The 22,833-nt window shown below is 72.7% G+C and carries 20 protein-coding genes; 3 read left to right on the plus strand and 17 right to left on the minus strand.

Going from position 1 to position 22,833, the window contains the following annotated elements:
• Positions 1-14: 14 nt before the first annotated feature.
• The 7 genes from ATL41_RS02485 to ATL41_RS02515 form a co-directional block, all read right to left on the minus strand.
• Positions 15-1,286 carry a cysteine desulfurase gene (locus tag ATL41_RS02485; RefSeq protein WP_098457054.1) on the minus strand — a complete coding sequence of 424 codons (1,272 nt, stop codon included), beginning with the start codon at positions 1,284-1,286 and terminating at the stop codon, positions 15-17.
• Positions 1,287-1,403: 117 nt separating this feature from the next.
• Positions 1,404-2,159: a Fe-S cluster assembly ATPase SufC gene (sufC, locus tag ATL41_RS02490; RefSeq protein ID WP_098457055.1), complete on the minus strand. Its 756-nt coding sequence runs from the start codon at positions 2,157-2,159 to the stop codon at positions 1,404-1,406.
• A 21-nt stretch (positions 2,160-2,180) separates the two neighbouring features.
• The gene (locus ATL41_RS02495; protein ID WP_098457056.1) at positions 2,181-2,516 is read right to left on the minus strand and encodes a non-heme iron oxygenase ferredoxin subunit; all 336 of its coding nucleotides are present in this window, start codon (positions 2,514-2,516) and stop codon (positions 2,181-2,183) included.
• Positions 2,513-3,745: a Fe-S cluster assembly protein SufD gene (gene sufD / locus ATL41_RS02500; RefSeq protein ID WP_098457057.1), complete on the minus strand. Its 1,233-nt coding sequence runs from the start codon at positions 3,743-3,745 to the stop codon at positions 2,513-2,515. The genes ATL41_RS02495 and sufD overlap by 4 nt, the downstream gene beginning before the upstream one ends.
• Complete coding sequence (gene sufB, locus ATL41_RS02505) at positions 3,745-5,187, minus strand: Fe-S cluster assembly protein SufB (RefSeq protein ID WP_098457058.1); 1,443 nt, start codon at positions 5,185-5,187, stop codon at positions 3,745-3,747. The genes sufD and sufB overlap by 1 nt, the downstream gene beginning before the upstream one ends.
• Positions 5,184-5,942 (minus strand): helix-turn-helix transcriptional regulator, encoded by a 759-nt coding sequence (locus ATL41_RS02510; protein ID WP_098457059.1) that lies wholly within the window; start codon positions 5,940-5,942, stop codon positions 5,184-5,186. Before ATL41_RS02510 ends, sufB begins: the two co-directional genes overlap by 4 nt.
• A gap of 283 nt (positions 5,943-6,225) precedes the next feature.
• The gene (locus ATL41_RS02515) at positions 6,226-8,010 is read right to left on the minus strand and encodes a fibronectin type III domain-containing protein (RefSeq protein WP_169924481.1); all 1,785 of its coding nucleotides are present in this window, start codon (positions 8,008-8,010) and stop codon (positions 6,226-6,228) included.
• Between the two features lie 134 nt (positions 8,011-8,144).
• Between ATL41_RS02515 and ATL41_RS02520 the strand changes: the two genes are divergently transcribed.
• The 3 genes from ATL41_RS02520 to ATL41_RS02530 all read left to right on the plus strand — a co-directional run bounded on the left by ATL41_RS02520 (position 8,145) and on the right by ATL41_RS02530 (position 10,896).
• Positions 8,145-9,083 carry an ABC transporter ATP-binding protein gene (locus tag ATL41_RS02520; protein WP_098458886.1) on the plus strand — a complete coding sequence of 313 codons (939 nt, stop codon included), beginning with the start codon at positions 8,145-8,147 and terminating at the stop codon, positions 9,081-9,083.
• Positions 9,080-9,862 (plus strand): ABC transporter permease, encoded by a 783-nt coding sequence (locus tag ATL41_RS02525; RefSeq protein ID WP_098457061.1) that lies wholly within the window; start codon positions 9,080-9,082, stop codon positions 9,860-9,862. Before ATL41_RS02520 ends, ATL41_RS02525 begins: the two co-directional genes overlap by 4 nt.
• Positions 9,863-9,927: 65 nt before the next feature.
• Positions 9,928-10,896, plus strand: a complete 969-nt coding sequence (locus ATL41_RS02530; RefSeq protein WP_098457062.1) for a COX15/CtaA family protein — start codon at positions 9,928-9,930, stop codon at positions 10,894-10,896.
• 90 nt (positions 10,897-10,986) lie between these two features.
• On the opposite strand, the gene ATL41_RS02535 is transcribed toward ATL41_RS02530, so the two are convergent.
• The 10 genes from ATL41_RS02535 to ATL41_RS02580 form a co-directional block, all read right to left on the minus strand.
• The gene (locus ATL41_RS02535) at positions 10,987-11,646 is read right to left on the minus strand and encodes an NUDIX domain-containing protein (RefSeq protein WP_098457063.1); all 660 of its coding nucleotides are present in this window, start codon (positions 11,644-11,646) and stop codon (positions 10,987-10,989) included.
• The gene (locus tag ATL41_RS02540; RefSeq protein ID WP_425432647.1) at positions 11,643-13,307 is read right to left on the minus strand and encodes a CTP synthase; all 1,665 of its coding nucleotides are present in this window, start codon (positions 13,305-13,307) and stop codon (positions 11,643-11,645) included. The genes ATL41_RS02535 and ATL41_RS02540 overlap by 4 nt, the downstream gene beginning before the upstream one ends.
• Before the next feature lie 87 nt (positions 13,308-13,394).
• Positions 13,395-14,459, minus strand: a complete 1,065-nt coding sequence (locus ATL41_RS02545; protein ID WP_098457064.1) for a glycosyltransferase family 4 protein — start codon at positions 14,457-14,459, stop codon at positions 13,395-13,397.
• Positions 14,456-16,135 (minus strand): murein biosynthesis integral membrane protein MurJ, encoded by a 1,680-nt coding sequence (murJ, locus tag ATL41_RS02550; protein WP_245854582.1) that lies wholly within the window; start codon positions 16,133-16,135, stop codon positions 14,456-14,458. The genes ATL41_RS02545 and murJ overlap by 4 nt, the downstream gene beginning before the upstream one ends.
• On the minus strand, positions 16,117-16,974 hold the full coding sequence (locus ATL41_RS02555) for a hypothetical protein (protein WP_098457065.1): 858 nt from the start codon (positions 16,972-16,974) through the stop codon (positions 16,117-16,119). Before ATL41_RS02555 ends, murJ begins: the two co-directional genes overlap by 19 nt.
• Positions 16,971-18,050, minus strand: coding sequence for a copper transporter (locus ATL41_RS02560; protein ID WP_098457066.1), 1,080 nt, complete (start codon positions 18,048-18,050; stop codon positions 16,971-16,973). Before ATL41_RS02560 ends, ATL41_RS02555 begins: the two co-directional genes overlap by 4 nt.
• A 60-nt stretch (positions 18,051-18,110) precedes the next feature.
• Positions 18,111-19,295, minus strand: coding sequence for a putative cytokinetic ring protein SteA (steA, locus tag ATL41_RS02565; RefSeq protein ID WP_098458889.1), 1,185 nt, complete (start codon positions 19,293-19,295; stop codon positions 18,111-18,113).
• An 8-nt stretch (positions 19,296-19,303) separates the two neighbouring features.
• The gene (recN, locus tag ATL41_RS02570) at positions 19,304-21,022 is read right to left on the minus strand and encodes a DNA repair protein RecN (protein WP_098457067.1); all 1,719 of its coding nucleotides are present in this window, start codon (positions 21,020-21,022) and stop codon (positions 19,304-19,306) included.
• Positions 21,023-21,024: 2 nt separating this feature from the next.
• Entirely contained in the window at positions 21,025-21,951 is a 927-nt protein-coding gene (locus ATL41_RS02575; RefSeq protein WP_098457068.1) for an NAD kinase, read from the minus strand.
• Positions 21,948-22,832 (minus strand): TlyA family RNA methyltransferase, encoded by an 885-nt coding sequence (locus ATL41_RS02580; RefSeq protein ID WP_098457069.1) that lies wholly within the window; start codon positions 22,830-22,832, stop codon positions 21,948-21,950. Before ATL41_RS02580 ends, ATL41_RS02575 begins: the two co-directional genes overlap by 4 nt.
• Position 22,833 lies beyond the last annotated feature (1 nt).

Raw genomic sequence — 22,833 nt, forward strand, 5'->3', positions numbered from 1 at the left:
CACGTCTGACCCTCCTAGGACAGTCCGAAGAACGTCCGGACACCCGCAAGAGATTCCCGGAAGGCGGCGACCTCGTCGGAGGTCGTGTAGACGGACGCCGACGCGCGCGCGGTCGCGGCCACGCCGAAGCGGCGGTGCAGGGGCTGCGCGCAGTGGTGGCCGACGCGCACGGCGATGCCGGCATCGTCGAGCACCTGGCCGACGTCGTGCGCGTGCACGCCGTCGACGACGAACGACACGACCGCGAGGCGGTCGCTCGCGTCGGTCGGGCCGATGATGCGCACGCCCGGCACGTCGCGGATCTGCAGCAGCTCCGCGGCGAGCGCCCGCTCGTGAGCGAGCACGCCCTCCATGCCGAGCTCCCGCAGGTAGTCGGCGGCGGCGCCCATCGCGACCGCCTGCGCGACCGGCTGCGTGCCGGCCTCGAAGCGCTGCGGCGGCGGCGCGTACGTCGTGTCGGTCATCGTGACGACCTCGACCATCGAGCCGCCCGTCGTCACGGGGGGCATGGCGTGGAGCAGCTCACGGCGGCCGTAGAGCGCACCGACACCGGTCGGCCCCAGCATCTTGTGCCCGGAGAACGCGGCGAAGTCGACGCCGAGGGCGTGCAGGTCCACCGGCATGTGCGGGACGGATTGGCACGCGTCGAGGACGACGACCGCACCGACCGCGTGGGCGCGGGCGACGAGCGGTGAGACGGGCGTGATCGCGCCCGTCACGTTCGACACGTGCGTGAACGCGACGATGCGGGTCCGATCGCCGATGACATCGTCGGCCTGGTCGACACGGATGCGGCCGTCGTCGTCGACATCGAGCCATCGCAGGACGGCGCCCGTGCGGGCAGCGAGCTCCTGCCATGGGACGAGGTTCGCGTGGTGCTCGGCCTCGGTCACGACGATCTCGTCACCGGGTGCGAGCACGAAGCGCGCGGCCTCTGCTCCCCCGCGTCCGGCGGTCGCGTTCGAGAAGGCGTACGCGACGAGGTTGATCGCGGCGGTCGCGCCCGACGTCCAGACGATCTCGTCCTCGTCGGCACCGACGAGCGCGGCGACCTTCGCACGAGCCTGCTCGAACGCCTCCGTCGCCTCCTCGGCGAGCTGGTGCGCTCCACGGTGCACGGCGGCGTTGCGCTGCAGGTAGAAGTCCTGCTCGGCGTCGAGCACCGGGTCGGGCTTCTGGGACGTGGCCCCCGAGTCGAGGTACACGAGCGGTCGCCCGTCGCGCAGCGTCCGGGCGAGCAGCGGGAAGTCCGCGCGCACCGCCGTCAGCTCGGTCTCGGTCAGCATGAAGGCACCGCCTTGGTCGTCGGCCGCCGACCCGTGCAGGTGGCGGTACGTCTTGTGTCGTGCTGCGTCGCCCGGCCCGGCCCGTGAGGCGCGGGCCGGGCGACGTGTGCGCTTCGGTCAGGCCTTGGCCAGGAAGCGGTCGTAGCCCTCGTTCTCGAGACGCTCGGCGAGCTCGGGGCCGCCCTCCTCCGCGATGCGACCGTCGACGAAGACGTGCACGAAGTCCGGCTTGATGTAGCGCAGGATGCGCGTGTAGTGCGTGATCAGCAGCGTGCCGACCTCGCCGCTCGCGATGACGCGGTTGACGCCCTCGGAGACGATGCGCAGCGCGTCGACGTCGAGGCCCGAGTCGGTCTCGTCGAGGATGGCGACCTTCGGCTTGAGGAGCTCCATCTGGAGGATCTCGTGACGCTTCTTCTCACCGCCGGAGAAGCCCTCGTTGACGGAGCGCTCGGCGAACGAGTCGTCCATGCGCAGGTTGGCCATGGCGGACTTGACGTCCTTGACCCAGTGACGCAGCGCGGGGGCCTCGCCGTCGATCGCGGTCTTGGCGGTGCGCAGGAAGTTCGACACCGAGACGCCGGGGACCTCGACCGGGTACTGCATGGCGAGGAACATGCCGGCGCGGGCACGCTCGTCGACGCTCATCTCGAGGACGTCCTCGCCGTCGAGCGTCACGGTGCCGCCCGTGATCGTGTACTTGGGGTGCCCGGCGAGCGAGTACGCCAGGGTGGACTTGCCGGAGCCGTTCGGGCCCATGATGGCGTGGACCTCACCGGCGTTGATCGTCAGGTCGACGCCGCGCAGGATCTGCTTGGCGCCTTCCTTCGTCTCGACGCTGACGTGCAGGTCGCGGATCTCCAGGGTGGACATTGTTCTCCTCGGAAGCTTGTTTCAGACGGTGGTGTCGACGTCGACGAGGACGTCGTCACCGTCGAGGGTCAGGGGGTAGACGGGGATGGGGCGCACGGCGGGCGGCGAGTCGGGCTGGCCGGTCCGCAGGTCGAAGCGGGAGCCGTGGAGCCAGCACTCGATGAGGCAGCCCTCGACCTCGCCCTCGGAGAGCGACACGGCGCCGTGCGAGCAGATGTCGGACACGGCGTGCAGCTCGCCGTCGGAGTCGCGGACGATGGCGACCTCGACGAGGCGCCCCTCGTCGTTCTCGAGCTCGACCCTGAACGTGCCCTCGACGGGCACGTCCTGGGCCAGGCAGGCGACCTGGGCGGTCATGCCTGCTCGCTCGCCCCGGTCAGGACGGACATCGACTTCTCGAGCTCGGCCTCGATCGAGGCGACGAGACGCTCCTCGACCTCGGGGACACCGATCTCCTGGATGAGCTCGGTGAAGAAGCCGCGGACGACGAGGCGACGCGCGTCGATCTCGGGGATGCCGCGTGCCTGCAGGTAGAAGAGCTGCTCGTCGTCGAAGCGTCCGGTAGCGCTCGCGTGGCCGGCCCCCTCGATCTCGCCGGTCTCGATCTCGAGGTTCGGCACGGAGTCGGCGCGGGCGCCGTCGCTCAGGACCAGGTTGCGGTTGAGCTCGTACGTGTCGGTACCGGTCGCGGCGGCCTGGATCAGCACGTCGCCGACCCACACCGCGTGCGCACCCTCGCCCTGGAGCGCGCCCTTGTAGGTCACGCGGGAGCGGCAGCTGGGCACGGAGTGGTCGACGAAGAGGCGGTGCTCCTGGTGCTGGTCGCTGTCCGCGAAGTAGAGCCCGAGCATCTCGACCTCGCCGCCCTCGGCCGTGAACTCGGCGTCGGGCGTGATGCGGACGACGTCGCCGCCGAACGTGACGACGACGTGCTTGAGCTTCGCGTCGCGGCCCAGGCGGGCGCGGTGGGAGCTCGCGTGCACGGCACCGGCGGACCAGTCCTGGACAGACACGACGGTCAGGTGCGCGCCGTCGCCGACCTCGATCTCGACGGTCTCGGAGAGGAGCGCGTCGCCCGTGTGGTCGATGACGACGACGGCCTCGGCGTGGTGCTCGGCACGCACGAGGAGGTGCGTCGCGGTCGCCTCGTCGCCCTTGCCCTCGATGCCCTCGACACGGATGGACGTGGCCCCCGTGGTAACGGTCTCGGCGGGGATGGTGACGACCGTGGCCTCCTGGAAGGCGTTCCAGGCGACGACGGCGGAGCGGTCGCCGGGGCGGCCGGCGCGGCCGAGGCGCTCGTCGTCACGGCCGACGATCTCGACAGAGACCTCGTTCGGCGCGACGACGGTCGTGCGGACGCCGTGCCCGTCGATCGTCTGGTCGAACAGCGGGGTGAGGCGCGAGACGGGCGAGAAGCGCCACTCCTCCTCGCGGCCCGTGGGGACGGGGATCGCTGCGAGGTCGAAGGAGGTGACGCGCTCGGCGCGGGAGCCCTGCGGGATGCCCGCGCCGTGCGAGTGGGCGCCGTCGAGGCCGGCCTGGCTGTGGTCGGTGCTCAGCGTCTCGGGAGTTGCGGTGGTCATCAGCCGACGGACCCTTCCATCTGGAGTTCGATGAGGCGGTTGAGCTCGAGGGCGTACTCCATCGGCAGCTCACGCGCGATGGGCTCGACGAACCCGCGCACGATCATGGCCATGGCCTCGGTCTCGGCCATGCCTCGGGACATGAGGTAGAAGAGCTGGTCCTCGCTCACGCGGGAGACCGTCGCCTCGTGGCCCATCGAGACGTCGTCCTCGCGGACGTCGACGTACGGGTACGTGTCGGAGCGCGAGATCTGGTCGACGAGCAGGGCGTCGCACAGGACGTTGGACGCCGAGTGCTCGGCGCCCTCGAGGACCTGGACGAGGCCGCGGTAGGACGTGCGACCGCCGCCACGGGCGACGGACTTCGACACGATCGACGACGACGTGCGCGGGGCGGCGTGCACCATCTTGGCGCCCGCGTCCTGGTGCTGGCCCTCGCCGGCGAACGCGATCGACAGCGTCTCGCCACGGGCGTGCTCGCCCATGAGGTAGATCGCCGGGTACTTCATGGTGACCTTGGAGCCGATGTTGCCGTCGACCCACTCCATGGTCGCGCCCTCGGCGGCCGTCGCGCGCTTCGTGACGAGGTTGTACACGTTGTTCGACCAGTTCTGGATGGTCGTGTAGCGCACGCGGGCGTTCTTCTTGACGATGATCTCGACGACGGCGGAGTGCAGCGAGTCCGACTGGTAGATCGGCGCGGTGCAGCCCTCGACGTAGTGCACGTAGGAGCCCTCGTCGGCGATGATCAGCGTCCGCTCGAACTGGCCCATGTTCTCCGTGTTGATGCGGAAGTAGGCCTGGAGCGGGATCTCGACGTGGACGCCCGGCGGCACGTAGACGAACGAGCCACCCGACCACACGGCGGTGTTGAGCGCGGCGAACTTGTTGTCGCCCGAGGGGATCACGGAGCCGAAGTACTGCTCGAAGATCTCTGGGTACTCGCGCAGGCCCGTGTCGGTGTCGACGAAGATGACGCCCTGCTCCTCCAGGTCCTCGCGGATCTGGTGGTAGACGACCTCGGACTCGTACTGCGCGGCGACGCCTGCGACGAGGCGCTGCTTCTCGGCCTCGGGGATGCCCAGGCGGTCGTACGTGTTCTTGATGTCCTCGGGCAGGTCCTCCCAGCTGGTGGCCTGCTTCTCCGTGGAGCGCACGAAGTACTTGATGTCGTCGAAGTGGATGCCGGAGAGGTCGGCGCCCCAGTTCGGCATCGGCTTCTTGTCAAACATGCGCAGCGCCTTGAGGCGGGTCTTGAGCATCCACTCGGGCTCGTTCTTGAGCGCCGAGATGTTGCGCACGACCTCTTCGTCGAGGCCGCGGCGCGCGGTGGCGCCGGCCTCGTCGCTGTCGTGCCAGCCGTAGCCGTAGGAGCCGATCGAGGCGATGATCTCCTCGTCGGACGAGGGCGTCTGGACGACGTTCTCGGTTGGTGCGGTCATGGTGATCCTTCCGCGGTCCGGCCCTGGGGCCGGTGGTGGGTCGAGGTCGGGTGGTCGTGCTGTGCGGCGGGCGACGGCGGTGGCGGGTGGGGCTGCCACGCCCCGACCGGGATGTTCGTCGTGCAGACGTGGCCGCCGCCGGCCAGCGTCGCGAGTCTCTGGACGTGCGTGCCGAGCATGCGCGAGAAGAGCCGGGTCTCGGCGTCGCACAGCTGGGGGAACCTGGCCGCGACGTGCGCGACCGGGCAGTGGCCCTGGCAGAGCTGGACCATCGCGGTCCCTGCGACGGGCCGCACGCTGGGTGCGAAGCCGTCCTCGTGGAGGGCGGCGGCGAGCTGGTCGACGCGGCCCTGGACGTCCTCGGCGGTGATGTGCCGCGCGTAGCGTGCGGCGATCTCGTCGAGGCGCTCCTCCGCGAAGGCCTCGACGCCGTCGGTCCCTACGGTGCGCGCGAGGAACTCGAGCGCCTGGAGGGCGATCTCGGGGTATCCGGCGGAGAGCGCGCCCTGCGCCGCGACGGTCGCGACGTACCGGCGGGCGGGCCTGCCGCGCATCCCGGTGTGCCCCGACTCGTGCACGGCGACGAGCTGCTCCGCCTCGAGCCCCGACAGGTGGCGGCGGATCGCCGCCGAGGTCAGGTCGAGCCGCTCGGCGAGCTCGGCTGCGCTGATGGGGCCGTCGGACATGATCAGCTCGAGGACGCGCTCGCGCGTGCTCGGGTCGGCCACGGGGTGGACGGGATCGACGTGCGTCATCTGCCCACCTCCTGGAGATCGTCCGGTCTGCGCGCCGCCGTTGCGGTGGTCGCGCGAGCACGCCGACGGCGCGCATATACCGAACATTCTCGTTGCATAAATGGGGTGCTGCAAGGAAGGCGACCCTCAGTAGGACCAACGTCACGGCGCCCAGGCGCGAGCCGAGCCTGTGCTGGCGGGCCTCGGCGGGCCCGGACGCGCGTCGAGCACCCCGGCGTGTGCGACACGCCACACGCGACGGGGGCCCGAGGCAGACGCCTCGGGCCCCCGTGCGCGGATCAGGTCAGGACTTCGCCGGCAGGTACGCCGTCGCGTAGACCATGTTGTGGTCCGAGCCGCGCGCGCTGTCCTTCTGCTTGACCACGTTGACGTAGCTCGCGAAGTCGCCGACCCCCAGGCCGAGGACGTAGTCGAGCCGGATGCCGAATCCGTGGGTGTTCGTGCTGACCGTCGTGTCCCAGTGGTTGACCGTGGCGTACTGGGCGTTCGTGCGGCTCTTTGCGATGTACGAGTCCGTGTAGCCGGCCCCCACGAAGACGTCGTGCGGCGCGTTGCCCTCGGCCTTGTTCTGGTACGAGTTCAGGTCACCCGTGACGAGCACGGGCAGCCCCCTCGTGTTGAGCCGCTTCATCGTCGAGACGACCGACTGCGCCTGGCGCCCGCGCAAGGACTCGACGCCGTCGCGCGGGTCGAGGTGCACGGAGACGAACCAGAACTCCCCGCCGGACTTCCGGTCACGGAACTTCGCGTACGCGAACCCGCGCTTGTGGATGTCCGACTCCGAGGCGTTCGAGGCGAGCTCGGCGAAGCACGTGCTGGACCAGAACTTCTCGACGGGCTTGCCCGCGGCGTTCGTCTCGGTCGTGTAGTCCGAGCAAGGGCTCACGAGGGTGAGCCGCTTCGCGTCGTAGAGGATCCGCTGGCCCTGGCTGCCCGAGGTCGTGCCCGGCCGCAGGTAGGGGCTCAGACGCACCATCCGGTAGTCCGCGCTGCTCCCGGCCTTCGCCGCGGCGCTGCGCACGGCTGCGAGCAGGGACTCCGTCTGGCGGACCGTCCCCTCGTTGACGTCCACGGTGTTCGGCGAGAGCTCCTGGAGCCCGACCACGCTCGCGCCCGACGCGACGATGGTCGACGCGATCGTCGCCTTGCGCTTCGTCCAGGGCTTGTTCTTCGCGGCGCCCGCGGGAGCTGACGTGACGTTGTACGAGCCGACCTTGAGCGCCGTCGTCCCCTTCGTCGTCCCGGTGGGGCGGGCGGGCTGCACGACGTGCAGGCCGGGGAAGACGCGGAGCGCGGAGCCGGCGGTGCCCTTGTTGACCGCGCGGAGGCGTACGTAGAGCTGGTTCCCGCTGCCCGCCTTCAGACCGAGCCTGGACGTGACCGAGGCGGGGATGACGTAGGAGGTCCCCTTCTTCGCCGAGAGCTCGACCCGCACGTGCTTGCGGCCCTTCTTCGGCAGGCCCTTCGAGCCCTGGTCGTCGAACGCGGTCGAGCCGAGCTCGAGCCGGTAGTGCGTCGTGTACCTCGACTTGTGCTTCCACGTCACGCGCACCTCGCCGGGCTTGGCACCCGGCACCGCGGTGAGGGACGTGACCGCCTCGGGGGTGTGCACCTTGGTCTTGACCGTCCTCGGCGCGGACCACGGGCCCTTCGCGCCGTTCTTCCCGACGGCGCGGACGCGGACGCGGTAGACGGTGGCGTTCTTGAGGCCCTTGACCGTCGCCTCGACCCGCCCGCGCGCCGGCTTGCCCGTCGGGTTCGCGCGGACCACCGTGACCTTGTTCTTCTTGAACGCCTTGTCGGTCGCCGCCTGCACCTGGTAGCGCTTGACGCCCTTCTGCCAGGTCCACCCGACCCGGACGCCGTGGTGCTGGCTGCCGCCCTTGGCCAGCTTCACCGCGGCGACCTTCCTGGGCTTCTTGGCCTTCGCCTGGGCGACGACTGCGGCGACCGGGGCGGCCTCGGCGCTCGGCACGAGCGCTGACGGGACGACCGCACCACCGGCGAGGACCGCGAACGCCACGGCCCCTGCGAGGGCCGACCGTCGGAGCGTGGGGATGATGTTCACACGTCCACGATCGGGCATCATCGTCCGCGGATGAAGAGTCCGTGACCGACGCCTCACGACCTGAGCGTGGCGCCGGACGGTGCGCCGCGCACACGGCGGCCGCGGCGTCGCTGTTCGTCCTAGACTCGGTGACCGTGCCCACCACACCGGCCGTGCAGGTCACGGACCTCGTCAAGAAGTACGACGGCGTGACCGTCGTCGACTCGTTGAGCCTCACCGCGGCCGCAGGGCGCGTCACGGCGGTCCTCGGCCCGAACGGGGCGGGCAAGACGACGACGATCGAGTGCTGCGAGGGCCTGCGGGTCCAGGACGGCGGAACCGTCCGGGTGCTCGGTCTCGACCCACGCGCCGACGCGGCCCAGCTTCGTCCGCGGGTGGGCGTCATGCTCCAGGACTCGGGCCTGCCCGCGCAGAAGCGCTCGGGCGAGGTCCTGCGGCACGTGGCGCGCATGCACCGCGACCCGTGGGACGTCGCCGACCTCGAGGAGCGTCTCGGTCTCGGCTCGTTCGCGTCGACGACCGTGCGCCGCCTCTCCGGCGGGCAGCGTCAGCGCCTCGCGCTCGCGTGCGCGCTCGTCGGACGCCCCGAGGTCGTCTTCCTCGACGAGCCGAGCGCGGGCATGGACCCGCAGAGCCGCCTCGCGGTGTGGGCCCTCGTCCGCGCGCTGCGCGACGTCGGCACGTCGATCATCCTCACGACGCACCTCATGGACGAGGCGGCCGAGCTCGCGGACGACGTCGTCGTCGTCGACCACGGCCGCGTCATCGCCCAGGGCACGCCCGCCGAGCTCACGGCGGGGTCGGGCGACCAGGTCGCGACGTTCGAGACCAGCGCGGCGCTCCCCCGCGACGCTGCCGCGCGGCTGCGCAGCCGCCTGGGCGACGACGGCACGTGGACGGTCGAGGCGACCGAGACGACGCGTCTCCGCGTCGCAGGGCCGCTCGACCCGGCCGCGCTCGCCGCGGTCCTCGCCTGGTGCGCCGACGAGGACGTCCTCGTCACGCGGTTCGACCTCGGGCGGCGCACGCTCGAGGACTTCTTCCTCGACCTGACCGGACGGAGCATGCGATGAGCGCGACCACCCCGGGCACCGTCCCCGCCCCGGCCCCCGCTGCCGCACCGGCGAGCGCGCGGCTGCGCGCGCAGACGTCGTTCGAGATCGCGTCGATCTTCCGCAACGGCGAGCAGGTCATGGTGACGCTGCTGCTCCCCCTGCTCGCGCTCGTCGTGCTCGGGGGCACGGACGTCGTCGACATCGACCTGGGCGGGCGTGCGCGGATCGACGTCGTCGCTCCGGGCGTCCTCGCGCTCGCCGTCATGGCGGCCGCCTTCACGTCCCAGGCGATCGCGACGTCGTTCGACCGTCGCGGCGGCGTCCTGCGCCTCATGGCGACGACACCCCTCGGCCGTCTCGGGCTGCTCGGCGGGAAGGTCGCCGCGGTCCTCGTGCTCCAGGTGGTCCAGGCGGTCGTCGTCGGCGGCGGGGCCGTCGCGCTCGGGTGGCGGCCGGCGCTGCCCGAGGTGCTCGCGGCCCTCGCTGTCGGCGTGCTCGGCACGGCGGTGTTCACGTCGTTCGCGATGCTCATCGCAGGCACGCTGCGCTTCGAGGCGGTTCTCGCTCTCGCGAACCTCCTGCTCGTCGTCCTCACGCTCGTCGGTGGGGCCCTCGTGCCGGTCGAGTCGTTCCCGGGCGTGACGGGTGAGGTCGCGCGTCTGCTGCCGTCAGGTGCCCTCGGCGAGGGCATGCGCGGTGCGTTCGACGGCGGGGTCGCGCTGCGCGACGTCGTCACCCTCGTCGTGTGGACCGCCGGCCTCGGCTGGGCGACGTCGCGCACCTTCCGCTGGAGCTGACGCGCGACGCGCGTCACGCGCGAGGGATTCGTGCCGCCAGGGGCCCGAGGAATAGCGTAGGAGCCGTGACCACGCCGCACGCTCCCGCTCAGCCGACCTCGACCCTGCCGACGCCGCCGCGCGGCCCGCTCGACCGGTTCCTGCGGTGGACCGACGCCCGACGCCCGACGATCCTCGTCGCGAACCTCGTGGCACAGATCGGCATCATCGTCACGGGCGGCCTCGTCCGCCTGACCGGGTCGGGTCTCGGCTGCTCGACGTGGCCGCAGTGCGAGCCCGGCAGCTTCACCCCCGTCTATCACCCCGAGACGGCGTACCACTCGGCGATCGAGTTCGGGAACCGCACTCTCACATTCGTGCTGTGCGTCGTCGCCGGTCTCACGGCCGTCGCCGTGTGGCGGCAGCGCGAGCGCCTCACGTCGTACCGGGTCCTCGGGCTCGTCCCGCTCATCGGCGTCGTCGTGCAGGCCGTCGTCGGCGGGATCACGGTGCTCGTGGACCTGCACCCGGCGGTCGTGGGCTCCCACATGTTCATCTCGCTCGCGCTCGTCGCCGCGTCGACGTGGCTGATCGTGCGCCACGCGGAGGGTGACGGTCCCGCCCGCGCCGTGCTGCCCTCCCCCGTGCGTGCGGTCGCGGCGGTCACCGGCGTCCTCGCCGTGCCGATGCTCGTCCTCGGTGTGGTCACGACGGGTGCGGGACCGCACTCGGGCGACGACGAGGTCGCCTACCGCTTCGCGCTCGACCCGGCGCACGCTGCCAAGCTGCACGGCATCAGCGTCTGGTTCTACGTCGCGTCCGTCGTCGTGCTGGCCGTGCTCGTCGCGCAGGCAGCGCGAGGCGGGTCAGACGCGAGGAGGCCGCGCCGGGCCCTCGTCCTCGTCGGCGCGGTCATCGCCCTGCAGGCGGCGATCGGTTACACGCAGTACTTCACGGACCTGCCGATCGCGCTCGTGCTGCTGCACATGCTCGGGGCTGCCCTGTCGACCGCGGTCGCGACGAACCTCGTCCTGTCGACCCGCGTGCGGGACTGACGCCGACAGCGTCCAGGACCTGATCCCGAGCGAGGACGACGAGAGGGGCGGACCGATGGTCCGCCCCTCTCGTGCGTCATGCGTGAGTCCTCAGGCTCCGCGGCCGATCCGGCCCGGCGGGACGCCCTCGCGACGCTCGGGCCACGGCGCGTCGCCGGGACGCAGCGTCTCGAGCCCCTGGTGCATCGCTGCGGCGAGGGCCAGGACGCCGACGACGGTCGACGGGTTGTGCAGCCGGCCGGCGAGCACCGACTCGACGGCCTCCTCCCACGGGAGCCAGTGCGGCACCATGTCCATCTCCTCGTCCTCGCGGACGTGGCGCTCGGACTCGGGGACGGGGCTCAGGTCGCGCGCGAGGAACACGCGCAGGGCCTCGTTGTTGCCGCCCGGGGTCGTGAAGTAGTCCGCGAGGACGTGCCAGGTCTTGGCGCGCAGGTCCGCCTCCTCGGCGAGCTCGCGCTGCGCCGCGAGGCACGCGTCCTCGGCCGCGATGTCGAGCAGGCCAGCGGGCGGCTCCCACAGCTCGCGCCGCACCGGGTGACGGTACTGGCGCAGCAGCAGGACCCGGCCCTCGTCGTCCATCGCGATCGTCGCGACGGCGCCGGGGTGGTCGACCCACTCGCGGGTGACGACCCCGGCGTCGCCGAGGTCGACGTCTTCGCTCACGACGTCCCACACGGCCCCGCCGTGGACCGCGCGGCGGTCGACGACGGGCCGCGGGGCGACGCGGTCGAAGATCGGGTCGGTCATGAGTCCTGCTGAGCCACCGCGGCGGCGATCAGGCCCGCGAACAGGGGGTGGGCCTTGGTCGGGCGCGACTTGAACTCGGGGTGCGCCTGGGTCGACACGTAGTACGGGTGCACGTCCGCGGGCAGCTCGACGAACTCGACGAGCGTGCCGTCGGGGGACGTCCCCGAGAAGACCAGGCCGGCCTCCTCGAGCTGCGCCCGGTAGGCGTTGTTGACCTCGTAGCGGTGGCGGTGACGCTCCGAGACCTGCGTGGTCCCGTAGACGCCGGCGATGACGGACCCGGGCGTCAGGACGGCGTCGTACGCACCGAGGCGCATCGTGCCGCCGAGGTCTCCCGCACCGTCGACGTACGCCTGCTGCTCCTCCATCGTCGCGACGACAGGGTGCTCGGTGTTGTCCGAGAACTCCGAGGACGACGCGCCCTCGAGGCCGACGACGTTGCGGGCGTACTCCATGACCATCGACTGCAGTCCGAGGCAGATGCCGAGCGTCGGCACGCGGTTCTCGCGGGCCCAGCGCAGCGCGCCCAGCTTGCCCTCGATGCCGCGCACGCCGAAGCCGCCGGGGACGAGGATCGCGTCGGCGCCGCCGAGCGCCTGCTCGGCGCCCTCGGGCGTCTGGCACTCGTCGGAGGCGACCCAGCGGATGGCGACCTTGGCGTTGTTCGCGAAGCCGCCGGCGCGCAGCGCCTCGGTCACGGACAGGTAGGCGTCAGGCAGGTCGATGTACTTGCCGACGAGGGCGACCTCGACGTGGCGCGCGGGGTTGTGCACGCGCTCGAGGAGCTGGTTCCAGCCGTCCCAGTCGACGTCGTGGAACGGCAGGCCGAGGCGGCGCACGACGTACGCATCGAGACCCTCGGAGTGCAGCACCTTGGGGATGTCGTAGATGCTCGGCGCGTCCTTGCAGGTCACGACGGCCTCGTTGTCGACGTCGCACATGAGCGCGATCTTGCGCTTGATCGACTCCGGCATGTCGCGGTCGGCACGCAGGACGATCGCGTCCGGCTGGATGCCGATGCTGCGCAGCGCGGCGACGGAGTGCTGCGTCGGCTTCGTCTTGAGCTCGCCCGACGGGCCGATGTACGGCACGAGCGAGACGTGCAGGAAGAAGCAGTCGTCGCGGCCGAGCTCGTGGCGCACCTGGCGGGCAGCCTCGAGGAAGGGCTGCGACTCGATGTCGCCGACGGTGCCGCCGATCTCGGTGATGATCACGTCGACGTCAGCGCTCGCCTGGGCGCGCATGCGCGCCTTGATCTCGTCCGTGATGTGCGGGATGACCTGGACGGTGTCGCCCAGGTACTCGCCGCGCCGCTCCTTGGCGATGACGTGCGAGTAGACCTGGCCGGTCGTCACGTTCGCGCTGGCCGTGAGCGGCACGTCGAGGAACCGCTCGTAGTGGCCGATGTCGAGGTCCGTCTCGGCGCCGTCCTCGGTGACGAAGACCTCGCCGTGCTGGAACGGGTTCATCGTTCCGGGGTCGACGTTGAGGTAGGGGTCGAGCTTCTGCATCGTCACGCGGAGGCCGCGCGAGCGGAGAAGGCGACCGAGGCTGGAAGCCGTCAGTCCCTTGCCGAGTGAGGAGGCGACGCCTCCGGTCACGAAGATGTGCCGGGTCGTGGATTCCGACCGCCCGGAGAGTCGATTCGCATGCTCTACCACGGGATTCCACTCTATCAGTGACTTGGCTGCGCGCCCCCGGACCCGCCGCATCGACAGCGTCACATCTGCGGGCCTTCGACCGTGCGACTACCGGTAGACGCGTCGCAGCTGGGCGACGACGTCGTCGCTCGTCGGCAGCTCGAGGGCCCGCATGGCGGCCTTCTCCCCCTGACCTGCACGTCTGCCGTCGTCGGCGAGCAGCGCGGCGGTCTCTCGCGCGAGCGCTGCCGCGTCGCCGACGCGCACGACGACCGCGCCGTCGTCCCCCGTCACCTCGCGCGTGCCGCCCGCGTCGGTCACGACGAGGGCCGAGCCGGCGCCGAGCGCTTCCTGGACCGCGATCGGCTGTCCTTCCCAGACGGCGGTGCTCACGACGACGTCCGCCGCGCGCAGGAGTGCAGGCACGTCGGAGCGTGCGCCGAGCATGCGCACCGGCAGGTTCCGCCGGGCAGCCTCGGCCTCGAGCTCGCCGCGCAGCGGGCCGTCGCCCGCGACGCACCACGTGACGTCGGGGACGTCGCGCGCGAGGTGAGCGGCGGCGTCGAGCAGGGTGTCGAGGCCCTTCTGCGGCGCGAGGCGGGCGACCGTGAGCACGAGCGGGCCCGGAACCTCGAGCGAGGCACGCGCCGCAGCGACGTCGCCCTCGCTGACCGGGCGCAGGGCCGGGGCGGGGACGAGCGCCCGCTCGGCGCCCCGCGCGCCGAGCCGTGCCGCACGGGCGACGAGGTCGCCGCTGACCCCGAGCACGACGTCGGCGCCACGAGCGACGACGCGTTCGAGGACGGCGGACACGGTGCGCACGGCACGTCCCCCGACGGGGAGGTTGTGCAGAGTCACGACGACGCGCGGGCGGGGTCGTCGGCTGCGTGCCGCGATCACGGCGAAGGCACCGGCGCGAAGGCCGTGGGCGTGGACGACGTCGGCTCCCGCCATCGTGGCGCGCAGCGCCCGGACGGCAGCGAGGTCACCCGACCCGGGCCGGGGGCCGATCTCGACGGGCGCGAGCGGCAGCGTCTCGTCGAGGAGGTCGCGTGAGGACGCGGGGCCGGCGACGCGGACGTCGTCGCCCTGGGCCGACAGGGCGACCGCGACGGCACGCACGTGCCGGATGACGCCCCCTGCGCTCGTGCCGAGGACCTGCAAGACGTTCATGCTCGCTCCCCCTCCTGCGCTGCCGGCGCTGCTGCGCCGCCGCGCGTGCGGCCCAGCATCTCGCGGACGGAGCTGCGGTCCGCGACCCATGCGCCTGCGAGGGCGACGCCGACCGCGAGCAGCCCGCCGACGGCGCCCGCCACGAGCGTGCCGGTCGTCCCCGCCCAGGCCTGCGTGACGGCGTCGGCGACGACGCGCCCGGCGACCGCACCGGCCGCTCCGACGCCCGCGACGACGACGGCCGTGCGCGCGACCCCCTGGGACGCGTCCGGGCCGGCCGCGCGGCGCAGCACCACGAGCGCGGCGACCGCGCCGACGACCATACCGACGGAACCGCCGATGCCCAGGGCCACGAGAGCGGCCGCGGCATCACGCCCGCCCCACGTCGCCGCGACCGACAGCACGGCCGAGGTGACGATGCCGACCGCCCAGCCGACCGACGACGCGAGGACCGCGGCGCGGGACCGCTCGAGCGCGTAGAGCACCCGGGTCAGGTGGAGCATGATGCCGAGCCCGACGAGCCCGGGAGCCATCCAGCTGAGCGCCGGGGCCATCGCGGCGATCACGCGGTCGTCCCCGTGGCCGACCACGGAGAACACGCGCGCGACCTGGGGCGCGGCTGCGACCAGCGCGCTCGCGCCGACCGCACCGAGGACGAGCACGGCACGGGTCGTGAGCGAGACGAGGCGCGCGAGCCGCTCGGGCTGGCCCACGACGTCGGCGATGCGCGGGAAGGCGCTCGTGACGAGCGGGACGACGAGGACTGCGTGCGGGAGGACGTAGACGGCCTGCGTGTACTGGTAGACGGCGAACGTGCCGTCGCCGCCGCGGTTGTTGGCGAGCCAGATCGTCGCGACGAGCGAGAGCTGCTGCGCGAGCACGGCGACGACGCCTGCGGCCGCGAGCTTCCGCGCGCGTCGCGCGACACCCTCGGGGAACCGCCACGTGAGCCGCAGCCGGACGCCGCTGCGAGCGGTGGGCAGGAGCAGCGGGACGGAGAGGGCGACGACACCCGCCGTCGTGCCCCACGCGAGCCAGGCGACCGCGCGCGCCGGGAGCGCGGCGAGGTCGTCCTGGGCGCCGTCGGCGGTCGCACCGAACACGAGGTAGGCGCCGATGACGACGAGCGTCGACAGGACGGGGACGAAAGCGGGCCAGAAGAACCGCTTCTGCGCCTGGAGCACGCCCGTCAGCACGACCCCGAGACCGTACAGCGGCACCTGCCACGCGAAGACCCGCAGGAAGTGCGCGGTGAGCTCCAGCTGAGCCTCAGGCGCCCCTTCGCCGAGGAACACCGTGACGAGCGGCCCGGCGAGGACGGCGACGAGGACCGCGAGCGGGACGAGGATCGTGGCGGTCCACGTGAGGGCGGCGGACGCGATCCGGTCGACCTCGGCGCGCGCCCCGCGCGCGAGCGGCGCTGCGAGGAGCGGGATGACCGCGCCGGCGAGAGCGCCGCCGGCGGCGACCTCGAACAGGACGTTGGGCAGGGCGTTCGCCGACGCGTACGCCGTGCCGGTCGCGCCGTAGCCGACCGTGCCGGCCTGCACCATCCACCGGGAGAACCCGAGGATGCGTGAGAGGAGCGTGATCGCCGTGATCATGGCGGCCGCGCCCACCAGGCCGGTGGCGATCCGGCCCGAGCGCGACCGCAGGCTCACGGGCGTCTGCCCCACGCGTCGAGGGTGGAGAGCACGGGCGTGCGCTCGATGACGCGCGAGAAGCTGACGCGCTCGGACGCGAGCGTCAGACCGACGACGGTCGCTGCAGCTGCGAGCCGCACGCGTCGCGACGCCTGCGTGAGCCCGACGCCGACGACGCCGCCGAGCGCGTTGGCGCCGCTGTCGCCGAGCATGTCGAGCTCGGCGAGGTCGGCGGGCAGCGACGCGGCGGCAGGACCGACGACGGCGGCCGCCTGGGCGGGAGCCCCGGCGACGGCGACGGCCGCGGCGCCGATCAGGCCGACCTTGAGCGCGCGTCCGGGGCGCAGGTCGAAGAGGTTGACGAGGTTCGCCGTACCGGCGACGAGCACCGAGTCGAGGGCGAGGTCACCGAGCGCGGCCGCGGCGGACGTCCCCTGTGCGCGTCGGCGGTCCTTCCCGACGAGGGTCGCGGCGACGAACGCCCCCGCCCCGATGGCGGCGATCTTCATCGCTCCGGTGGTGACGCGGCCCTCGCGCAGCGCGCCGAGGTGCCCGCGCAGGCCCTTGTCGCGCTGCTCGGTGTCCTCGCGCAGGTCGTCGTTGAGCCCGGCCGCTCCCCCGGCCAGGGCAGCGATCGCGCCCGCAGCCCCGACACGCGCTCGGCGTGAGGCCGCTCCACCGACCAGCGCACCGGCCGCGAGGCCGGAGGCGAGCGCCGGGCCGCCCATGAGGCTGACACGGGTGCCGCGGAAGTTGGTGCGCAGCCACGTCGCGGTGCCACCGGGCATCTGCTCGTCGAGGGCCGCGCGGACGAGGTTGCGCGCCGTGACCCCGGCGAGCACGCCGGCGACCGAGCCGCGCAGCCGCGTCATGCGTCGTCGCCCCCGTCTGCAGCGTTCTCGTCGTCGCCGTCTGCGTCGCCGTCTGCGTCGCCGTCTGCGTCGCCGTCTGCGTCGCCGTCGGGCTGCTGCACGACGACGGTGCGTGCGGTGCGGTCGACCTCGGCGAGGCGCACGACGGGCGGCGCCACCGCCGTCGCTCCGGCCTGCGGGCCGTAATGACCGACGGTGCCGGAGGCCTGCGCCGCGAGGGTGAGGACGGTCGTGATCTGGCCCGTCGTCGTCGCGCCGTCGGCGACCGTGCTGACCGGGATGTCGCCGCTGGCGATCCCGTCGACGAGCGTCGTGCTCGTCCCGGCAGCGACGACGACCGCCGCCTCGGAACCGGAGACGGCCGCGGCAGCGAGCTGTTCCTGGATGAGGCGTGTCGTCTCGGCCTGCGTGCCGCTGCTCGGGGTCTCGTCGCTCGCGGGCTCGTCCTCGCTCGTGAGGAGGACGAGCATGTCGGCGGGTGCGGCGTCCTCCTGGACGTACGAGACGAGGTCGCCTGCGGCGAGGAGGCCCTGGAGCACGACGGCGTCCGGCGAGTACGCGTCGCCCTGGTTCGCGTCGACCTGCACGAGCGACAGCACGAGCGCCGTCGCGAGGTCGGCATCGACAGACCCGTCGGACGTCTCCGGCAGGTACTGGGCGAGGTTGGCGGCGAGCGACTGCCGGAACTTGGCCTGGCCCTCGCTCGTCCAGGTGTCGGCGAGCTTGACGCGCGCGGTCACGGATCCGCCCCCGGCGGCGACGCGGTCGCTGATCGCGGCGACGGTCTCGTCGCCCGCGGGGTCGAGCTCGACGATCGCGACGCGACGACCGGAGATCGAGCCGGCGACGAGGCTCGGCGCGGTCGCGTCGAGGAAGGCGTCGCGCTGGGAGAGGTCGGCGGCTGCCTCGTCGAGGTCAGCGCGCAGCTGCTCCTTGTCCGCACGCAGGGACTCGACCTGACCGGTGAGCTGGTCGCCGATCGCCTCCTTGAGCGGGCCTGCGCCCAGCACGATGCCCACGGCGAGCGCCAGGAACACCGAGATGAGGGAGACGAGGTGGTAGCGGAAGTCGATCACGGCGTGGGTTCATCCTCGGTCGGTAGCAGCGGGGTTGCGGGTGTGGCGGATCAGGTCTGGTCAGGGTGATGCGAAGAGCCCGAGGAACCAGCTCCAGACGTCGTCCATCCAGGCTCCCGTGAGCCCGAAGAGAGTCTGCCCGGCGGCGGTCGACATGAGCGCGACGACGAGCGCGACGAGGCCCGAGACGACGAGCAGCGTCAGCTGCGCGTTCGAGATCCGCTGGCGGTAGAGGCGCGAGACGCCCTTGGCGTCGACGAGCTTGCCGCCGACGCGCAGCCGCGTGAGGAAGGTCGACGCCATGCCGGAGCGGCCCTTGTCGAGGAACTCGACGAGGGTCACGTGCGTCCCGACGGCGACGATCACGTCGGCGCCCTTGTCGTCGGCGAGGAGCATCGCGATGTCCTCGCTCGTGCCGGTCGCGGGGAACACGACGTGCTTCGCCCCGAGGCGCTCGACGCGCTCGAGGCCGGGCGCCTTGCCGTCGCGGTAGGCGTGCACGACGATCTCGGCGCCGCTCGTGAGGGCCTTGTCCGAGACCGAGTCCATGTCGCCGACGATGATGTCGGGGCGCCAGCCCTCGTCGAGGATCGCGTCGGCGCCGCCGTCGACCCCGATGAGCACGGGGCGGTACTCGCGGATGTACGGGCGCAGCGTCGCGAGGTCCTCGCGGTAGTGGTAGCCGCGGACGACGATGAGGGCCTGACGCCCTTCGAGCTTCGTCGAGATCTCCGGCACGCCGACGCCGTCGAGCAGGAGCTCACGTTCGCGGCGCAGGTAGTCCATCGTGTTCGCGGCGAACGCCTCGAGCTGGGCAGAGAGCCCCTCGCGCGCCTCCGCGAGGCTGGCCTCGACGGTCTCGGCGGTCTGCAGCTCCCCCTCGGCGACGAGGCGACCGCCCTGGAGCACCTGGGCGCCGTCGACCTGGATCCGCTGACCCTCGTTGAGCGCCATGATGTCGGGGCCCAGGTCGTCGATGAGCGGGATGCCCGCCTCGACGATGATCTCGGGGCCGAGGTTCGGGTAGCGGCCCGAGATCGACCTGGACGCGTTGAGGATGGCGGCCGGCTGCGCGGCGACGAGCGCCTCTGCGGCGACGCGGTCGATGTCGAGGTGGTCGATGACCGCGATCTCGCCGGCGCGGAGGCGCTTCGTCAGGTTCTTGGTGCGGGGGTCGACGCGGACAGGGGCGTGGAGCCCCTGCGTCGTCTCGTCGATCCGTCGTCTGCGGGAGGAGAGTTTCATCGAGGTGATCATCCCATGTCGGCGGCGGCGAGGAGCTCTGCGGCGTGGGTGCGCGCGGCGTCGGAGTCCTCCTGGCCGGAAAGCATGCGCGCGAGCTCGGTCACGCGGTCGTCGGACGTGACGACCCTGACGTCGGACTGCGTGACGACGTCACCTCCCGAGCCCGCGGACTTGGTGACGACGAGGTGCTGGTCGGCGTACGCGGCGACCTGGGCGAGGTGCGTGACGACGACGACCTGGGCGGAGCGCGCGAGCGCGGCGAGGCGTCGCCCGACCTCGAGCGCGGCGCGACCGCCGATACCGGCGTCGACCTCGTCGAACACGAACGTCGGCACGGCCCCACCGCGCTCCTCGCGCGCGGCCTGGGCGAGCACGACCTCGATCGCGAGCATGACGCGGGACAGCTCTCCGCCGGAGGCGCCCTTGCCGAGCGGGCTCGCCGGCGCGCCGGGGTGGGGGCGCAGGCTCATGACGACGGCGTCCGCGCCCCAGGGACCGGGCTCGTCAGGCCGGACCTCGACCTCGAGCCGGGCGCCCGCCATGGCGAGCCCGTCGAGCTCGGCCGAGACGAGGTCGGCGAGCCGCTCCCCCACGTCGCGGCGGGTCGCGCTGATCGTCGCGGCACGCTCCGAGAGCTCGGTGTCGATCTCGTCGCGCCGGGTGGCGAGGCCGGCGAGACGTTCGTCGCCCCCTTCGAGGTCGAGCAGCCGCAGGCCTGCCGTCGACGCCCACTCGAGCACGGCGTCGACGTCGGAGCCGTAGCTTCGCGTGAGCTGGCCCAGCTCGGCGCGACGGGCGTTGGCCTCCTCGAGCCGACCGGGGTCGACCGCGAGATCCTGGAGGTACCCGGAGAGGTCGGCAGCGAGCTCGGCGAGCTGGAACCCGACCTCGGCGGCGCGCTCGGCGAGGCGTGCGAGCGTCGGGTCGTGGGCGGCCGCGGCCTCGAGCTCGCGACGCGCGCGGTCCACGAGCGACACGGCGGACGGAGCGTCGCCGGACGCGAAGTCGTCGCCCGCGACGGCGTCGTGCGCGACCGCGGCGCGGGCACGCAGGTCTTCGACGTTGCTCAGCCGCGCGATCTCGGCGTCGAGCTCGGTGTCCTCGTGCGGCTGCGGGTCGACGCGCTCGACCTCGGCGAGGCCGAGGCGGAGCAGCTCGGCCTCGCGTGCGCGGTCGTCGCGCTGAGAGGTGAGGCGGTCGATCTCCTCGACGACGGCGGCCCGCTCGGTCCACAGTGCGTGGTACTCCTCGAGCTCGCGGGCGTGGGCGCTCCCGGCGAAGGCGTCGAGCGCCTCGCGCTGCCTCCGCGGGGAGCGCAGGCGCAGCTGGTCGCTCTGGCCGTGCACCGTGACGAGCTCTTCGGCGAGGTCGGCGAGCACGCTCTGGGGCACGCTGCGCCCGCCGAGGTGCGCGCGCGAGCGGCCGGACGTGATCGTCCGCAGGACGACGAGCGAGCCGTCGTCGTCGAGTGCTCCCCCGGCGTCCTCGACGCGCTCGGCGACGGCGGAGCCTGGTGCGAGGACGAAGCGCCCCTCGGCGAGGGCGCGGTCGGCGCCGACGCGGACGCGCTCGACGTCGGCCTTGCCGCCGAGGAGCAGGTCGAGCCCGGTCAGCAGCATGGTCTTGCCAGCACCCGTCTCGCCGGTGATCGCCGTGAGCCCGGGGGCGAGCGGGATGTGAGCCCGGCTGATCACTCCGAGGTTCTCGATCACGATCTCTTCGAGCACTGTCAGTCCTTCGGGTGGTGCGGGATGACGGGCTGGGAACCGGTACGCGGCGCGCCGCCGCGCCAGCCCACGACCGGGAGGTTGAACTTGCGCACGAGCCTGTCGGTGAACGGTGCGTGGCTCAGCCGCGCGAGCCGCACGGGGTCGGAGCCGCGACGCACCTCGATGCGTGCCCCTGGCGCGACGTCGACCCGACGGCGGCCGTCGAGGGTGAGCACGCCGCCCGACTGCGAGCGCGTGACGATCTCGACCGCGAACGTCGAGCGCGGCCCGACGACGAGGGGCCTCGCGAAGAGCGCGTGCGCGGCGAGCGGGACGAGGAGCATCGCGTCGACGTCGGGCCACACGACAGGCCCGCCGGCCGAGAATGCGTGCGCGGTGGAGCCGGTGGCGGTCGAGACGACGACGCCGTCGCAGCCGAAGGAGGACAGGGGCCGCCCGTCGACCTCGATCGCGACCTCGAGCATGCGCTGCCGGTCGGCCTTCTCGACGGTCGCCTCGTTGAGCGCCCAGCCGACGACGGGCTGCTGGTAGCCGGGCGCGCGCACCTCGACCTCGACGACGCCACGCTCCTCGACCTCGTAGTCGCGTGCCGCGACCCGTTGGACCGCTGCCCGCAGGTCCTCGCGCTCGCTCTCGGCGAGGAAGCCGACGTGGCCGAGATTGACGCCCAGGATGGGGACGGAGGTGCCACGCGTGAGCTCCGCCGCGCGCAGGATGGTCCCGTCGCCCCCGAGCACGACGACGATCTCGGCGTCGGCCGTCTCGGGTCGGTGCGCCCCGGCGAGGTCGCCGTGCGGGGTGGGCAGGTCCTGGTCGTGCAGGACGACCGTGAACCCTGCTGCCGTGAGCTCGTGCATGGCTTCCCGGAGGGCGACGAGCGCCTCGGGCCGGCCGCCGTGGGTCACCACGATCGCGGTCCTGGTCACTGGTCACCTCCGTCCGTCGTCGCGCCGACCACGTAGGCCTGGCGCCCCTCAGAGTCTGCCACCGCGGCGCGCACGGCGGCGGCGCTCCACGCCGGGTCGACGTCGCCGCGACGGGGGCTGAACCAGCAGAAGAACTCGCGGTTGCCGCTCGGCCCGGGCAGCGAGCTCGCCGCGACGGCGACCGGTGGTGCCCCGAGCTCGGTGGCGCAGCGCACGACGTCCAGCACGGCGGAGACGTGCAGGCCAGCGTCACGGACGACGCCGCCTCGGCCGAGGCGCTCGCGCCCGACCTCGAACTGCGGCTTGACCATGAGCAGGAGGTCCGCCGAGGGCGCAGCCGCGCGCAGCGCCGGGAGGACGAGCGTCAGGGAGATGAAGGACAGGTCGGCGACGACGACGTGAACCTCGTCAGGAAGGTCGTCACGTGAGAGCTCGCGCGCGTTGGCGCCCTCCCGGACGACGACGCGCGGGTCGGTACGCAGGGTCGGGTCGAGCTGGTCGTGACCGACGTCGAGGGCCACGACCTGGCGGGCGCCCCGCTCGAGCAGGACCTGCGTGAACCCTCCTGTCGACGCCCCGACGTCGAGGCAGCTCGCACCGTCGACGAGGGGGCGGGGGCACGGCAGGTCGCGCTCGTCGAGCGCGTCGAGCGCGCCGAGCGCGCCTGCGAGCTTGTGCCCGGCGCGCGAGACGTACCTGTCGACGTCACCGGGGAGCAGGCGGAGCGTCGTGGAGTCGTCGACGGGGTGCGAGGCGCGCGTGACGGGCGTGCCGTCCGCGAGGACGCGGCCGTCTCGCACCGCGTGCTGGGCGAGCGTGCGCGAGCGGACGAGCCCGCGCGCGACGAGGGCGACGTCGACGCGCTGGGCGCCTGCGGTCATG

The sequence above is a fragment of the Flavimobilis soli genome, assembly GCF_002564025.1.
GTDB classification, from domain to species: Bacteria; Actinomycetota; Actinomycetes; order Actinomycetales; family Cellulomonadaceae; genus Flavimobilis; species Flavimobilis soli.

Coding starts and splice junctions, on each gene's coding strand:
- ATL41_RS02525 (WP_098457061.1), top strand. CDS start 9,080: ATGAGCGCGACCACCCCGGGCACCGTCCCCGCCCCGGCCCCCGCTGCC.
- ATL41_RS02510 (WP_098457059.1), bottom strand. CDS start 5,942: ATGACGCACGTCGATCCCGTCCACCCCGTGGCCGACCCGAGCACGCGC.
- ATL41_RS02580 (WP_098457069.1), bottom strand. CDS start 22,832: ATGACCGCAGGCGCCCAGCGCGTCGACGTCGCCCTCGTCGCGCGCGGG.
- ATL41_RS02495 (WP_098457056.1), bottom strand. CDS start 2,516: ATGACCGCCCAGGTCGCCTGCCTGGCCCAGGACGTGCCCGTCGAGGGC.
- ATL41_RS02545 (WP_098457064.1), bottom strand. CDS start 14,459: ATGAACGTCTTGCAGGTCCTCGGCACGAGCGCAGGGGGCGTCATCCGG.
- sufD (WP_098457057.1), bottom strand. CDS start 3,745: ATGACCACCGCAACTCCCGAGACGCTGAGCACCGACCACAGCCAGGCC.
- ATL41_RS02555 (WP_098457065.1), bottom strand. CDS start 16,974: ATGACGCGGCTGCGCGGCTCGGTCGCCGGCGTGCTCGCCGGGGTCACG.
- sufB (WP_098457058.1), bottom strand. CDS start 5,187: ATGACCGCACCAACCGAGAACGTCGTCCAGACGCCCTCGTCCGACGAG.
- steA (WP_098458889.1), bottom strand. CDS start 19,295: ATGAAACTCTCCTCCCGCAGACGACGGATCGACGAGACGACGCAGGGG.
- ATL41_RS02485 (WP_098457054.1), bottom strand. CDS start 1,286: ATGCTGACCGAGACCGAGCTGACGGCGGTGCGCGCGGACTTCCCGCTG.
- ATL41_RS02535 (WP_098457063.1), bottom strand. CDS start 11,646: ATGACCGACCCGATCTTCGACCGCGTCGCCCCGCGGCCCGTCGTCGAC.
- sufC (WP_098457055.1), bottom strand. CDS start 2,159: ATGTCCACCCTGGAGATCCGCGACCTGCACGTCAGCGTCGAGACGAAG.